The sequence below is a fragment of the Streptomyces finlayi genome (assembly GCF_014216315.1).
Lineage (GTDB): Bacteria > Actinomycetota > Actinomycetes > Streptomycetales > Streptomycetaceae > Streptomyces > Streptomyces finlayi_A.
Genome location: NZ_CP045702.1, coordinates 3,527,189 through 3,540,641 on the forward strand (window position 1 = coordinate 3,527,189; position 13,453 = coordinate 3,540,641).

Genomic DNA, 13,453 nt, shown 5'->3' on the forward strand with positions numbered 1-13,453 from the left:
TGGGGAACGGTGGCCGGACGGCTCCGGCTACACCCTCAGCACGGAGAGCTCCACGGGGCCGGGCGTGGCGGGTTCGGGCCCGCGCGCGGCGATCCGCAGGGGAGGTTCCGCGGGCCCCGCGCCCGTGGTGGTCGCCGGGAGGCCCCAGGTGGCGAGGCCGGGTGCCTGGTCATGCGCGGCGCGGCCCCGGACGGGTCCGGCGGGCTCTGTGCCGTCATGGCCGGTGTCCCGGCCGCAGCCCGGCACGCCTTCGCCGCCTCCGGCCGCCACGATCGGGTGACTGCCCGCCGCGGGGGTGACGGACGCGGTGGCCGGGCCGCAGAACAGGCCCAGTACGACCGTGAGCACCGCCAGCAGGCAGCACCACTGCGTACGGGACACGGCGACCGGCCTCTCGGGAAGGGCTTCGGGTGATCAGCTGCCCGAAATGGTACGTGGTGTGATGCCTCCGCACCCCGCGGTCACCGTGGGAGTGACGGAGACCGCGCGAAATGTGTTCGCCACTCCTTGCGCCCGGGTGCGATCCTGGGACCCGTATGTCTACTTCCTTCGCCGATCTCCAGTCACAGCTCGGACAGCTCTCACTCCGCGACGCGAACCGGCTCGGCCGGCGCCTCGAGGGTGCGCGCCGTATCCGTAAGCCCGAGGCCCGACAGTCCGTGCTGGACGAGATCGCCGCAGAGGCGGGGAAAGCGGCCGAGCGGCTCGCGGGGCGCGCCTCGCGGATGCCTGCTCTGTCGTACCCGGAGCAGCTTCCCGTCAGCCAGAGGAAGGACGAGATCCTGGAGGCGATACGCGACCACCAGGTCGTGATCGTCGCCGGTGAGACCGGTTCCGGGAAGACCACGCAGATCCCCAAGATCTGTATGGAGCTGGGGCGTGGCGTCCGGGGCATGATCGGGCACACCCAGCCCCGTCGGATCGCGGCGCGCACGGTCGCGGAGCGCATCGCCGAGGAGCTGGACACCCCGCTCGGCGAGGCCGTCGGCTGGAAGGTCCGGTTCACCGACCAGGTGAACCCCGACGCGACGTTCGTGAAGCTGATGACGGACGGCATCCTGCTGGCCGAGATCCAGACGGACCGCGAGCTGCTGGCGTACGACACGATCATCATCGACGAGGCGCACGAGCGGTCACTGAACATCGACTTCCTGCTCGGCTACCTCGCCAGGCTGCTGCCCAAGCGCCCGGATCTCAAGGTCGTCATCACCTCGGCGACCATCGACCCGGAACGCTTCGCCCGGCATTTCGGCGAGGCGCCGATCGTGGAGGTCTCGGGGCGTACGTATCCCGTCGAGGTCCGCTACCGGCCGCTCCTGGAGGAGGAGGGCGAGGACTCCGACCGTGACCAGATCACCGCGATCTGCGACGCGGTGGACGAGCTCGGCTCCGAGGCCCACGGGGACGTCCTGGTCTTCCTCTCCGGCGAACGGGAGATCCGTGACACCGCGGACGCGCTGAACAAGCGCAGCCTCCGGCACACCGAGGTGCTCCCTCTCTACGCCCGGCTGTCGCACGCCGAACAGCACCGTGTGTTCCAGCGGCACACGGGGCGCAGGATCGTTCTGGCAACGAACGTCGCGGAGACCTCGCTGACGGTCCCCGGCATCAAGTACGTGATCGACCCGGGCAATGCCCGTATCTCCCGCTACAGCCACCGCACGAAGGTCCAGCGGCTGCCCATCGAGCGGATCTCGCAGGCCAGCGCCAACCAGCGCAAGGGCCGTTGCGGCCGTACGTCGGACGGCATCTGCATCCGGCTGTACTCCGAGGACGACTTCCTGACCCGTCCGGAGTTCACGGACCCCGAGATCCTTCGTACGAACCTGGCGTCCGTCATCCTCCAGATGACCGCGGCCGGGCTCGGTGACATCGAGAAGTTCCCGTTCATCGACCCGCCGGACCACCGCAACATCCGTGACGGTGTGCAGCTGCTCCAGGAGCTCGGTGCGCTGGAGCTGGGCGAGAAGTCCACCCAGGAAGGGAAGAGGGGGCAGCGGCTCACGCCCCTGGGGCGCAAGCTCTCGCAGCTGCCCGTGGACCCTCGGCTGGCCCGGATGGTCATCGAGGCCGAGCGCAACGGCTGTGCCCGCGAGGTCATGGTGATCGCCGCCGCGCTCTCCATCCAGGACCCGCGCGAGCGACCCGCGGAGAAGCAGACGCAGGCCGATCAGCAGCACGCCAGGTTCAAGGACGAGACCTCGGACTTCCTCGCGTACCTGAACCTGTGGCGCTACGTCCGCGAGCAGCAGAAGGAGCGCGGCTCCTCCAGTTTCCGCCGGATGTGCAAGCAGGAGTACCTGAACTTCCTGCGGATCCGTGAGTGGCAGGACATCTACGCCCAGCTGCGCACGGTGGCCAAGCAGATGGGCATCGAGATGAACGAGGAGGACGCACCGGAGCAGTCGGTGCACACCTCGCTCCTCGCGGGCCTGCTGTCGCACATCGGACTGAAGGACACCGAGAAGAACGAGTACGTGGGCGCGCGCAACGCCAAGTTCGCGGTCTTCCCGGGTTCGGCGCTGTTCAAGAAGCAGCCGCGGTTCGTGATGTCGGCCGAGCTGGTCGAGACGTCCCGGCTGTGGGCGCGGGTGAACGCGAAGGTCGAGCCGGAGTGGATCGAACCGCTCGCCGGGCATCTGCTGAAGCGCACCTACAGCGAACCGCACTGGGAGAAGGACCAGGCGGCGGTCATGGCCTACGAGCGGGTCACCCTTTACGGGGTACCCATCGTCGCCCAGCGCAAGATCAATTTCGGCCGAATCGACCAGGAGGCCTCGCGCGAGCTGTTCATCCGCAGCGCCCTGGTCGAGGGCGACTGGCGCACGCACCACCAGTTCTTCCACGACAACCGCAAACTCCTCGGCGAGGTAGAGGAGTTGGAGCACCGAGCCCGGCGCCGGGACATCCTCGTCGACGACGAGACGCTCTTCGATTTCTACGATCAGCGCATCCCCGAGCACATCGTCTCCGGTGCCCACTTCGACTCCTGGTGGAAGGACAAGCGGAAGGACGAGCCGGACGCGCTCGACTTCGAGCGCTCGATGCTCATCAACGAGAAGGCCGGGGCCGTCACCAAGGACGACTACCCGGACTCCTGGCGTCAGGGGAAGCTGAAGTTCCGGGTGACGTACCAGTTCGAGCCCGGCACGGACGCCGACGGTGTGACCGTCCACGTACCGCTCCACGTGCTCAACCAGGTCACATCCGAGGGCTTCGACTGGCAGATCCCCGGACTGCGCCAGGACGTGGTCACCGAGCTGATCCGCTCGCTGCCCAAGCCGATCCGCCGGCACTACGTGCCCGCTCCGGACTACGCGGGCAAGTTCCTGGACCGGGCGGTGCCGCTCCAGGAGCCGCTGCCGTTCACCCTGGCCCGTGAGCTCCAGCGGATGGTCGGCGTCCCGGTGAAGGCCGACGACTTCGACCTGACCCGGATTCCGGACCATCTGAAGATCACTTTCCGGATCACCGACGAGCGGCGCCGCACGGTGGCCGAGGACAAGGACCTGGACGCGCTGAAGGTCCAGCTGCGGCCCAAGGCCCGCCAGGCGCTCTCCCAGGCCGCCGCTGCCACCGCGGGGCCCACGGGCGAGTCCATCGAGCGTTCGGGCCTCACGGACTGGACGATCGGCACTCTGAACCGGGTCTTCGAGACCCGGCGCGCCGGCCAGCCGGTGAAGGCGTATCCGGCGCTCTCCGACCAGGGCGACACCGTGGCCGTACGGCTCTTCGACACCGAGGCCGAGCAGCAGCAGGCGATGTGGCGGGGCACGCGAAAGCTGATCCTGCTCAACATCCCCGTGAACCCCGCCAAGTTCGCCTCGGACAAGCTCACCAACCAGCAGAAGCTGGCCCTGTCCCGCAATCCGCACGGCTCCATCCAGGCACTGTTCGACGACTGCGCCATGGCGGCGGCCGACCGGCTGATCGCCGCCCACGGCGGTCCCGCCTGGGACGAGGAGTCGTACCGGAAGCTGTACGACAAGGTGCGCGCCGATCTCGTCGACCTGACGGTCCGCACGATCGGGCAGGTGCAGCAGATCCTGGCGGCCTGGCAGGCGTGCGAGCGGCGGCTGAAGGCCACCAACAGCCTGGTGCTGGTCAACAACGTCGCGGACGTACGGGAGCACCTGGCCCGTCTCGTACCGCCGGGGTTCGTCACGGCGACGGGGCTGCGCAGGCTCCCCGATCTGATGCGCTACCTGGTCGCCGAGGACCGCCGGCTCCAGCAGATGCCGACGAACGTCCAGCGCGACACCACGCGCATGGCGAAGGTCCACGAGATGCAGGACGAGTACGCCTGGCTGCTGGAACAGCTGCCGCAGGGGCGGCCGGTGCCCCAGGAGGTGCTGGACATCCGCTGGATGATCGAGGAGCTGCGGGTCAGCTACTTCGCCCATGCGCTGGGCACGGCGCAGCCCGTCTCGGACAAGCGGATCGTGAAGGCGATCGACGCGGCCGCCCCGTAACGGGAGCGCCACCCTGGGTGAGTTCGACCGCACCCTCCGACCTCCTGTAGAGTCTCGTTTCGCAGCCAGCCGCAAGGCAGCCGCGAAAACCTGGTCCTGTGGAGCAGTTTGGAGTGCTCGCCACCCTGTCAAGGTGGAGGCCGCGGGTTCAAATCCCGTCAGGACCGCAAGAAACGAAAGCCCGGATCTTCTGATCCGGGCTTTCGTGCGTCTTGACTGCGGCATCAGCCCCGGGTAACCCGTAGAGCAGAGGCTGCCCCTGTTCCCCTCGGCGTGGGGCCGCGCGGGCTCACCGGGAGGTGGCACGTATGTCTGCGTCCACGGCACGGCACGAAACCCGCGCGCTGCTGCGCGCCCACCTGGCCGCGGCCTCCGGGTACCGGCATCTCACCCGGCACTGCCCGATCTGCCACCGGCTGCTGCTCCTCGCCTTGGAGCCCGCCGCGACGCCGGGGGAGTCCGGCGCTTTCCTGAGCCCTCCCCGGGGCCCTTCCCGCCCTTCCGGGGGCCCCGAAGCGCCCGGCGGCGGCCCAGTCGCCCCCGACAGCCCTCCAGGCACCGCCGACGGTCGCCCAATCGCCCCCGGCGGGCGTCCAGTCGCCCTCGACAGCGGCCCGGCGGCCCCCGACGGCAGTCCGGGGCCGGGAGCGGCCGACGGGCGGGCTGAGGAGTGGACCGACGGGTCGACCGGGGAGCGGGCCGAGAAGCGAGCCGGGGAGCGGACCGGGGAGCGGACCGGGGCCGAAAGTCCCCCGAGGACATGACCATTGGCCGTGTCCGCCGCTTCCAGGGAGTGGCAGTCTGGGAGTTGGCAAGTCTCAGCCGGTGTGACGGGAGTCACCGAACGAGTTTCTGGAAGGGGTGGCTTTACCCCCTTCTTACAACTGGCGAATTTAATATATGCAATTGCACCACTCGGGATATACCCCCGGGGCCACCCGGACGGGGCCGGCCAGGAGCCGCAGGAGGCCCGCACAGGGCCCCGGGCAGGGCCGCGCACGATTCGCCGGACGGACCTGGCGCAGCAGCCCGTACACGCCCCCGCCCCCGCCCGTTCGGGCATAAAAAATCGCGCTGGACCCGGCGGAGTCCAGCGCGATCAGGTGACGTACCCGCATTGCATAGGTATGACGCCCGTTGGGGCAGGCGTCCGTCATGTGGAGCTATGGGTGGACAACAGCGGGCTGGGGGGCCCGACAGTGCCCAGTTATGGCGCGGCGACAGGGGTGTGTCAGGCCTCGCTGCGCTGCTGCGGAATACCCGCAAGCAGTGCGCGGACCTCTGCCTCGCGGTACCGGCGATGCCCACCGAGCGTGCGGATGGACGTGAGCTTGCCAGCCTTCGCCCAACGGGTGACCGTCTTCGGGTCCACGCGGAACATCGTGGCAACCTCAGCCGGGGTCAGCAGCGGCTCGGCATCAGGGGTGCGAGCGGTCATGAGCGGCCTCCTCGGGAGAACCGAACCTTCTCGGTTCTTTCCTCTAAATTCTGCACCTTGACCCGCGTTGCCCGAAATGGCGGACGCGGGCCGAGTCGGTTATAGGACGAACGGCTTGTCCTCGGCACTACAACTACACCATCCGTCCAGCCGCGTCGGCCAAACCGATGGAATTGCCCTCCCAGGTGTTCATCAGCGACGGAAGCCGATGGACCATGCCATAGCGGACAGTCACACCACAGTGACGATCAGTCACAGGGGCGATCAGGAGTCGTCAGACCCCCCATAGAGTGCAATACCGAGCTTTCCGCCCATAGGCAGACGGAAGGAGTCCTCCTCGGACTCCTTGTCCTATTTTGGCACGAGGGGTGGGGATGGGCGCAAGGGCGCCGTTAGTGCTATCCGTCACGCTTGAGGCAAAGGCCCGGTTCGGGACGTAGGTCCCGGCCTCGACGGCGTACTCTTCCGCCTCACTCGCCACATGCGTCACACAGGCCGCATTTTCACGCGACGTCAGCTCGCCGGAACACTCCTCGGCGCACCACCAGAAGCATGGATGCGCTCCGGCTCACACACCTCTGCGCCGGTTCGTGCGCCTCTGCGCCGATTGCCTGGACCTGTTGGGTTTCGGGTCAGTTGGCGAACTGGCGGTGCTGCACCGCCCGCCAGCGCTCGGCGAGACGCGCGTACGCCGTGCTCGCCCCGTCGCTGTCCCCGGACCGCAACGCCGCGATGCCCTCGGCCACATCCGCCGCGGAGTGGTCCCCCGCCAGATCCCTGGCCGGCAGCGCGTGGACCAGGCCCCCGTAGTCCAGCTCGACCAGCGCACGCGGATGGAACTCCTCCAGCCAGCGGCCGACGTCCACCAGGCCCTCGGTCAGCGGCCCTTCGTCCACCGTCTCCCGCAGGGTCCTGAGCGCCCGCGCCAGCCTGCGCCGGGCCTGCACCATCGGGGTCCGGTAGCGCAGCACCGGCGGCCCGCCGTCCTCGCCCGCCTCCCGGTACTCCCGCTCCTCGTCGGCGAAGAGCACGAACCAGCGCACCGGGACCTGCCACACCGCCGTCCTGATCCACGGCCGGGCATCCGGATTCCGCTCCCGCCACCGCTCGTGATCCGTGAGCGCCTGACCCCGCACGACCGGGGGCAGCACCGCGTCGAACACCATGGCCGGAAACATCCCCTCGAGTTCCTCCAGAGCCAGCCATCCGCGCAGCCGCGTACGCCAGGGGCAGACACACACCACCCCGTCGGCCTCGGCGACGAACGCGTCCGCGCTCTCGTGCGCCGGCACCCCGACCGGGGGAGTCGCCGCCAAGTCCGCGAGGGAGCGGCGCAGTTCGTCCTGGGCGGTGGGGAAGGAGGAACGCTCCGCGTATCTGGCCCAGTGGGCCCGCTCGGGCCCCGGAAAGGCGGCGAGCGGCTCGTACACGCGCAGATAGGACGAGTAAGGGACGAGCACTGAAGACACCACCGACATGTGCCGAATCGTGTCACGCCGCCACTCCCCCAGGGGGTGATCCTCCGCACCGGCACGAACTCTCCGTACGCGGAGGACTTACGCTCTTGCCCAGTCGGGCCGACCGTGCCGGTCGGCCCGGTGGCCCTCCCCACCTTCAGGAGGGCCTTCCCGCCGCTTCGTACTTGGGAGTCACCACAGTGACCGATGTGACCGACGGCGTCCTGCACACCCTGTTCCACTCGGAGCAGGGGGGCCACGAACAAGTCGTGCTCTGCCAGGACCGTGCCAGCGGCCTCAAGGCCGTCATCGCCATCCACTCCACCGCCCTGGGCCCGGCCCTCGGCGGCACCCGCTTCTATCCGTACGCCTCCGAGGAGGAGGCGGTCGCGGACGCCCTGAACCTCGCGCGGGGCATGTCGTACAAGAACGCCATGGCCGGCCTCGACCACGGCGGCGGCAAGGCCGTCATCATCGGGGACCCGGACACGATCAAGTCCGAGGAGCTGCTGCTGGCCTACGGCCGGTTCGTCGCCTCGCTCGGCGGGCGCTACGTGACCGCCTGCGATGTCGGCACCTATGTCGCCGACATGGACATCGTGGCCCGCGAGTGCCGCTGGACCACCGGCCGCTCCCCCGAGAACGGCGGCGCGGGCGACTCCTCCGTACTCACCGCCTTCGGTGTCTTCCAGGGCATGCGGGCCTCCGCCCAGCACCTGTGGGGCGACCCGAGCCTGCGCGGCCGGAAGGTCGGTGTCGCCGGTGTCGGCAAGGTCGGCCACCATCTGGTCAGGCACCTGCTCGCGGACGGCGCCGTGGTCGTCGTCACGGACGTGCGGGAGGAGTCGGTACGCCGGATCACCGAGCAGTACCCCGAGGTCTCGGTGGCCGCGGACACCGACGCGCTGATCCGTACCGAGGGCCTGGACATCTACGCCCCGTGCGCGCTCGGCGGAGCCCTCGACGACGACACCGTGCCGGTGCTCACCGCGAAGGTGGTGTGCGGCGCCGCCAACAACCAGCTCGCGCACCCGGGCGTCGAGAAGGATCTGGCCGACCGCTCGATCCTGTACGCACCCGACTACGTCGTGAACGCCGGTGGCGTGATCCAGGTCGCCGACGAGCTCCACGGCTTCGACTTCGACCGGTGCAAGGCGAAGGCCACGAAGATCTTCGACACCACGCTGGCCATATTCGCACGTGCGAAGGCCGACGGAATTCCGCCGGCCGCAGCGGCCGACCGGATCGCCGAACAGCGGATGGCCGACGCCCGCCGTCACTGACCGGTGGCGGGGTCTTCGCTACCCGTCACCGCATACGGCCCGCCGGCCGGCGAGACAAGACTCACGCCGGTCGGCGGGTCGCCCGCTCAGAAGAGGTTAAAATCGCAGCTGACCAGGGCGGACAGGGCTCCGCGCCGGGTCGCTTACGGGGCACTTCATGCGAGCGGCGTACCGTATGGCCACGGAAGCAGGTACCGTTAAAGCCCTACAGGCGCGGTCTCTCAGCCGGGAGTCCGTCCTGAAACATGAACGCGTGTCAAGACTCTGGGGCCGTCGAGCCCCGTCACCGAGGGGGTCGAGCCATGGGGCGCGGCCGGGCAAAGGCCAAGCAGACCAAGGTCGCCCGTCAGCTGAAGTACAGCAGCGGCGGGACTGACCTGTCGCGTCTGGCCAATGAGCTGGGCGCATCACCTTCGAGTCAGCCACCGAACGCTGAGCCGTTCGAGGACGACGACGAGGAAGATGACCCGTACGCACAGTACGCGGATCAGTACAACGACGACGATGACGAGGACGAGGACGAGGACGATCAGTCCGGTCCGTCGTCACAGCGCCGCGGCGCTTGACCTCGCGCTGACACAAAACCCGGTCCGGGCCTGCTCGGACCGGGTTTTGTGCTGTCCTGGTGACGGCGGGCCGGTTCGGTGGAGTCGCGTCGCCGGGCCGGTGGAGTCGCGTCGGGCCGGCCGGTGGCGGGTCACCGGACGATTCCGGTGACCCGCCCCGTACTGCCTACTTCGCGTAGTCGCCCACGAGCTCGGCGCCCGAGGTGTGTGCGCCCCGGTCGGTGATCTCTCCGGCGACCCACGAGTCGATACCGCGGTCGGCCAGGGTGGTCAGTGCCGCGTCGACCGAGTCCGCGGGGACGATCGCGATCATGCCGACGCCCATGTTGAGCGTCTTCTCCAGCTCCAGCCGCTCGACCTGTCCGGCCTTGCCGACCAGGTCGAAGACCGCGCCGGGCGCCCACGTGGAGCGGTCCACGGTGGCGTGCAGCGCGTCCGGGACGACGCGGGCCAGGTTGTTGGCCAGACCGCCGCCTGTGACGTGGCTGAAGGCATGCACCTCGGTCGTACGGGTGAGCGCCAGGCAGTCCAGCGAGTAGATCTTGGTGGGCTCCAGGAGCTCCTCGCCGAGCGTCCGGCCGAACTCCTCGACCTGGCGGTCGAGCGCCCAGCCCGCGCGGTCGAAGAGCACGTGCCGGACCAGCGAGTACCCGTTGGAGTGAAGACCGGAGGACGCCATCGCGATGACCGCGTCACCCTTACGGATTCGGTCGGGACCGAGCAGGTGCTCGGCCTCGACCACGCCCGTGCCGGCGCCCGCCACATCGAAGTCGTCGGGACCCAGGAGGCCCGGGTGCTCGGCCGTCTCGCCGCCGACGAGGGCGCAGCCCGCGAGGACACAGCCTTCGGCGATGCCCTTCACGATGGCCGCGACACGCTCGGGATGCACCTTGCCGACACAGATGTAGTCGGTCATGAAGAGCGGCTCGGCGCCACAGACGACCAGGTCGTCGACGACCATGCCGACGAGGTCGTGGCCGATGGTGTCGTACACACCCATCCGGCGCGCGATATCCACCTTCGTACCGACGCCGTCGGTTGCGGAGGCGAGCAGCGGACGCTCGTAACGCTTGAGCGCCGAGGCGTCGAAGAGGCCGGCGAATCCGCCGAGGCCGCCGAGGCCCGCGACCTCTGCGCGCTGCGTCTTCTTCACCCACTCCTTCATCAGCTCGACAGCACGGTCGCCGGCCTCGATGTCGACGCCCGCTGCCGCGTAGGAAGCACCTGTTGTCTCAGACATTGCCTGGGATCTTTCGTGTGGAAGTACGGGGCTGGTGGGGGAAGCGCCGGTCGTTCCGGATCACGGACGACGCAGCGCGTCGGCCGCCGCGGTGGCGGCGGGGCCGGCCGCCAGCTCGGTCTCCAGCAGCTGCTTGCCGAGCAGCTCCGGGTCCGGGAGCTCCATCGGGTACACCCCGTCGAAGCAGGCGCGGCAGAGATTCGGCTTGGCGATCGTCGTCGCCTCGACCATCGCGTCGAGCGAGATGTACGAGAGCGAGTCGGCACCCATGGACGTGGCGATCTCGTCGACCGTCATGCCGTTGGCGATCAGCTCGGCGCGGGTCGCGAAGTCGATACCGAAGAAGCAGGGCCACTTGACCGGCGGGGAGGAGATCCGGATGTGGATCTCGGCCGCGCCCGCCTCGCGGAGCATCCGGACGAGCGCGCGCTGGGTGTTGCCGCGGACGATCGAGTCGTCGACGACCACCAGGCGCTTGCCCTTGATGACTTCCTTGAGCGGGTTCAGCTTGAGCCGGATCCCCAGCTGGCGGATGGTCTGGGACGGCTGGATGAAGGTCCGGCCCACGTACGCGTTCTTGACCAGCCCGGCGCCGAACGGGATCCCGCTGGCCTCGGCGTATCCGATCGCGGCGGGCGTGCCGGATTCCGGAGTCGCTATGACCAGATCCGCTTCGGCCGGGGCTTCGGCGGCCAGCCTGCGGCCCATCTCCACACGGGAGAGGTAGACGTTCCGCCCGGCGATGTCGGTGTCGGGGCGGGCCAGGTAGACGTACTCGAAGACACAGCCCTTGGGCTTCGCTTCCGCGAAGCGGGAGGTGCGCAGACCGTTCTCGTCGATGGCGATCAGCTCACCGGGCTCGACCTCGCGGACGAAGCTGGCGCCGCAGATGTCCAGGGCGGCGGACTCGGAGGCCACCACCCAGCCGCGCTCCAGACGGCCGAGGACCAGCGGGCGGATGCCCTGCGGGTCACGGGCGGCGTAGAGCGTTTGCTCGTCCATGAAGACGAGCGAGAAGGCACCCCGCACCTCGGGAAGCACCTTGGTGGCCGCTTCTTCGATGGTGAGCGGCTTGTCGTCGTCATCGGTCTGGCCGGCGAGCAGCGCGGTCACGAGATCGGTGTCGTTGGTCGCGGCGACCTGGGTGGCGCGGCCGTCCCTGCGAGGGAGGTCTGCGACCATCTCGGCGAGCTGGGCCGTATTGACCAGGTTGCCGTTGTGACCCAGGGCGATCGAGCCGTGCGCGGTGGCACGGAACGTCGGCTGCGCGTTCTCCCACACCGAGGCACCGGTGGTGGAGTAGCGGGCATGACCGACCGCGATATGGCCCTGGAGCGATCCCAGAGACGTTTCGTCGAAGACCTGCGAGACCAGTCCCATGTCCTTGAAGACCAGGATCTGGGACCCGTTGCTCACTGCGATGCCCGCGGACTCCTGTCCACGGTGCTGCAGGGCATACAGTCCGAAATAGGTGAGCTTGGCGACCTCTTCGCCCGGAGCCCAGACACCGAAGACGCCACAAGCGTCCTGGGGGCCTTTCTCTCCGGGGAGCAGGTCGTGGTTGAGTCGTCCATCACCACGAGGCACGCCTCCGAGTGTAGGCGAGATCGACCACCGGTCCGAATTCGGTGCCTGCCGCACCCGGGCCGCCAGGGCATCGCGGACGTGCGTGACGGAGGTCCCGGACGAACCCTCCCCGCACCCTCCGATGATCACTGCGCGTGACACCGGGAGGGTGGCAGGACTGGCCGTCGGCGCGCTGTGGGCGGCAGGCGCCCGGATTAGCGGCCCGTTACCGATCAGTTCAAGCCAGCGGCCGACCGGGACCGCGAGCCCACGTCGTGGCGCACGGTGATCCCGGAGCACCCCCGCCGAGGAGCTGGCCGAACGCTCGTTTCGTGGTGAGCCTCACACTGCGGGACCCTCTTGCAGGAGTCGGTGGCCTCTCGGGTGGAGAGGCCACCGGGGGCGCGGGCGGCGAGGGCCTCCTGCCGCCGCGAGGAAGTCCGGGGTCCGAGACCGGCATTGACAGGCGCGGACCGCCGGCAGGCTCCTGGGCCGTGCGGCCCCTCGGTGATCACTCGGTCACGCTCGTGCCGTCATCCGCCGCGTGCGCCGCCCCGGCAGGAGTCCTCATGCCCGCAGATCAGTCCGCTACTTCCCGTCCTCGGGGGCGGAGGCGCCGAGTCCCTTGCCGTTCTCCGCGGTCAGGGACAGGGCCCGGCCGTCGATCTCGTACGTCGTCTTCCCGCTGAGTGCGGCGAGCACGGACCGTTCGACGTCCATCTCGGCGTCCCCGCACATCTTGCGGGTGGAGGCGAGCGGTCCGAAGGTGATCGACGAGCCGGCCACCGTCGCCTTGCCGCGGAAGTTGTTGCAGCCGAGGTTTCCCTCCACGGTGCCGTCCTTGCCGAAGACGATGCGGGGTGCCTTGTCCCGGGTGCCCGCGGGCAGGGAGGTCGCGGTCTCGCCGTCGTTCAGGGTGGTGACGGTCCAGGTGGTGCCGGTGAGCGGGGCCGCGGGCCGGGCAGGCTCGGACGTGAGGGTGACGGTGTCCCCCTTGCCCGTCGTCAGAGTGAGGGTCTTGTTCACCACGGCCGCTTTGAGGGTGCCGCTGAACGCGCGGGCAAGGGCGTTCTCGAAGTCCTGCACGTCCTTCTCGCAGGCCATTTCGGTGGTGGTGCCCGGTCCGAGGGTGACGGTGTCGCCCTCGACACGGACGTTGGCGGTGTAGTGGTTGCAGCCGAGATTCCCGGTGGCCTTGCCCTGGGAATCCATGGTCACGTGGGCCTCGGCCGGCGCGGTGGACTTCTTCCCGTCGACGGTCATGGACTGGACGTTCCAGCGGACGCCGGTGACGGGCAGGTCGGTACGCACCGTGCCGCTGCCGTCGCCGGTTCCCGCGCCGGAGCCGGCTCCGGAACCCGACTCCGTGCCGCAGGCGGCGAGGGTGAGGACGGCGAGGACGCTGACAGCCATACGTTGTGTGCGCATGGC

Annotated in this window: 10 protein-coding genes and 1 tRNA gene; 5 read left to right on the forward strand and 6 right to left on the reverse strand. The window is 69.2% G+C overall.

Translation table 11 applies throughout. The features are described from left to right. Positions 1 to 27: 27 nt before the first annotated feature. Positions 28 to 381, reverse strand: a complete 354-nt coding sequence (locus tag F0344_RS16270; protein WP_185299481.1) for a hypothetical protein — start codon at positions 379 to 381, stop codon at positions 28 to 30. 155 nt (positions 382 to 536) lie between these two features. On the opposite strand from F0344_RS16270, the gene hrpA reads away from it, so the two are divergent. From hrpA to F0344_RS35145, 3 genes are all read left to right on the forward strand, one after another. After that, on the forward strand, positions 537 to 4,472 hold the full coding sequence (gene hrpA, locus F0344_RS16275; protein WP_185299482.1) for an ATP-dependent RNA helicase HrpA: 3,936 nt from the start codon (positions 537 to 539) through the stop codon (positions 4,470 to 4,472). A 92-nt stretch (positions 4,473 to 4,564) separates the two neighbouring features. Then, positions 4,565 to 4,639, forward strand: a tRNA-Asp gene (locus tag F0344_RS16280). Between the two features lie 141 nt (positions 4,640 to 4,780). After that, entirely contained in the window at positions 4,781 to 5,236 is a 456-nt protein-coding gene (locus tag F0344_RS35145) for a DUF6274 family protein (protein ID WP_219732138.1), read from the forward strand. A 467-nt stretch (positions 5,237 to 5,703) separates the two neighbouring features. On the opposite strand, the gene bldC is transcribed toward F0344_RS35145, so the two are convergent. Continuing rightward, complete coding sequence (bldC, locus tag F0344_RS16285; protein WP_003949541.1) at positions 5,704 to 5,910, reverse strand: developmental transcriptional regulator BldC; 207 nt, start codon at positions 5,908 to 5,910, stop codon at positions 5,704 to 5,706. 632 nt (positions 5,911 to 6,542) lie between these two features. Continuing rightward, complete coding sequence (locus F0344_RS16290) at positions 6,543 to 7,388, reverse strand: hypothetical protein (protein WP_185299483.1); 846 nt, start codon at positions 7,386 to 7,388, stop codon at positions 6,543 to 6,545. 179 nt (positions 7,389 to 7,567) lie between these two features. Here F0344_RS16290 and F0344_RS16295 point away from each other — a divergent pair, with 179 nt between their 5' ends. Together F0344_RS16295 and F0344_RS16300 are read left to right on the forward strand one after the other, a co-directional pair. Continuing rightward, on the forward strand, positions 7,568 to 8,650 hold the full coding sequence (locus tag F0344_RS16295; RefSeq protein WP_185299484.1) for a Leu/Phe/Val dehydrogenase: 1,083 nt from the start codon (positions 7,568 to 7,570) through the stop codon (positions 8,648 to 8,650). A 302-nt stretch (positions 8,651 to 8,952) separates the two neighbouring features. Beyond that, positions 8,953 to 9,216 carry a DUF3073 domain-containing protein gene (locus F0344_RS16300; RefSeq protein ID WP_185299485.1) on the forward strand — a complete coding sequence of 88 codons (264 nt, stop codon included), beginning with the start codon at positions 8,953 to 8,955 and terminating at the stop codon, positions 9,214 to 9,216. A 166-nt stretch (positions 9,217 to 9,382) separates the two neighbouring features. Here the strand turns inward: F0344_RS16300 and purM are convergent, their stop codons facing one another. The 3 genes from purM to F0344_RS16315 all read right to left on the reverse strand — a co-directional run bounded on the left by purM (position 9,383) and on the right by F0344_RS16315 (position 13,450). Then, positions 9,383 to 10,456, reverse strand: coding sequence for a phosphoribosylformylglycinamidine cyclo-ligase (purM, locus tag F0344_RS16305; RefSeq protein WP_185299486.1), 1,074 nt, complete (start codon positions 10,454 to 10,456; stop codon positions 9,383 to 9,385). 60 nt (positions 10,457 to 10,516) lie between these two features. Then, complete coding sequence (purF, locus tag F0344_RS16310; protein ID WP_185299487.1) at positions 10,517 to 12,043, reverse strand: amidophosphoribosyltransferase; 1,527 nt, start codon at positions 12,041 to 12,043, stop codon at positions 10,517 to 10,519. Between the two features lie 567 nt (positions 12,044 to 12,610). Then, complete coding sequence (locus tag F0344_RS16315; protein ID WP_185299488.1) at positions 12,611 to 13,450, reverse strand: META domain-containing protein; 840 nt, start codon at positions 13,448 to 13,450, stop codon at positions 12,611 to 12,613. Positions 13,451 to 13,453 lie beyond the last annotated feature (3 nt).

Coding starts and splice junctions, on each gene's coding strand:
- hrpA (WP_185299482.1), top strand. CDS start 537: ATGTCTACTTCCTTCGCCGATCTCCAGTCACAGCTCGGACAGCTCTCA.
- F0344_RS35145 (WP_219732138.1), top strand. CDS start 4,781: ATGTCTGCGTCCACGGCACGGCACGAAACCCGCGCGCTGCTGCGCGCC.
- bldC (WP_003949541.1), bottom strand. CDS start 5,910: ATGACCGCTCGCACCCCTGATGCCGAGCCGCTGCTGACCCCGGCTGAG.
- F0344_RS16290 (WP_185299483.1), bottom strand. CDS start 7,388: ATGTCGGTGGTGTCTTCAGTGCTCGTCCCTTACTCGTCCTATCTGCGC.
- F0344_RS16300 (WP_185299485.1), top strand. CDS start 8,953: ATGGGGCGCGGCCGGGCAAAGGCCAAGCAGACCAAGGTCGCCCGTCAG.
- purM (WP_185299486.1), bottom strand. CDS start 10,456: ATGTCTGAGACAACAGGTGCTTCCTACGCGGCAGCGGGCGTCGACATC.
- F0344_RS16315 (WP_185299488.1), bottom strand. CDS start 13,450: ATGCGCACACAACGTATGGCTGTCAGCGTCCTCGCCGTCCTCACCCTC.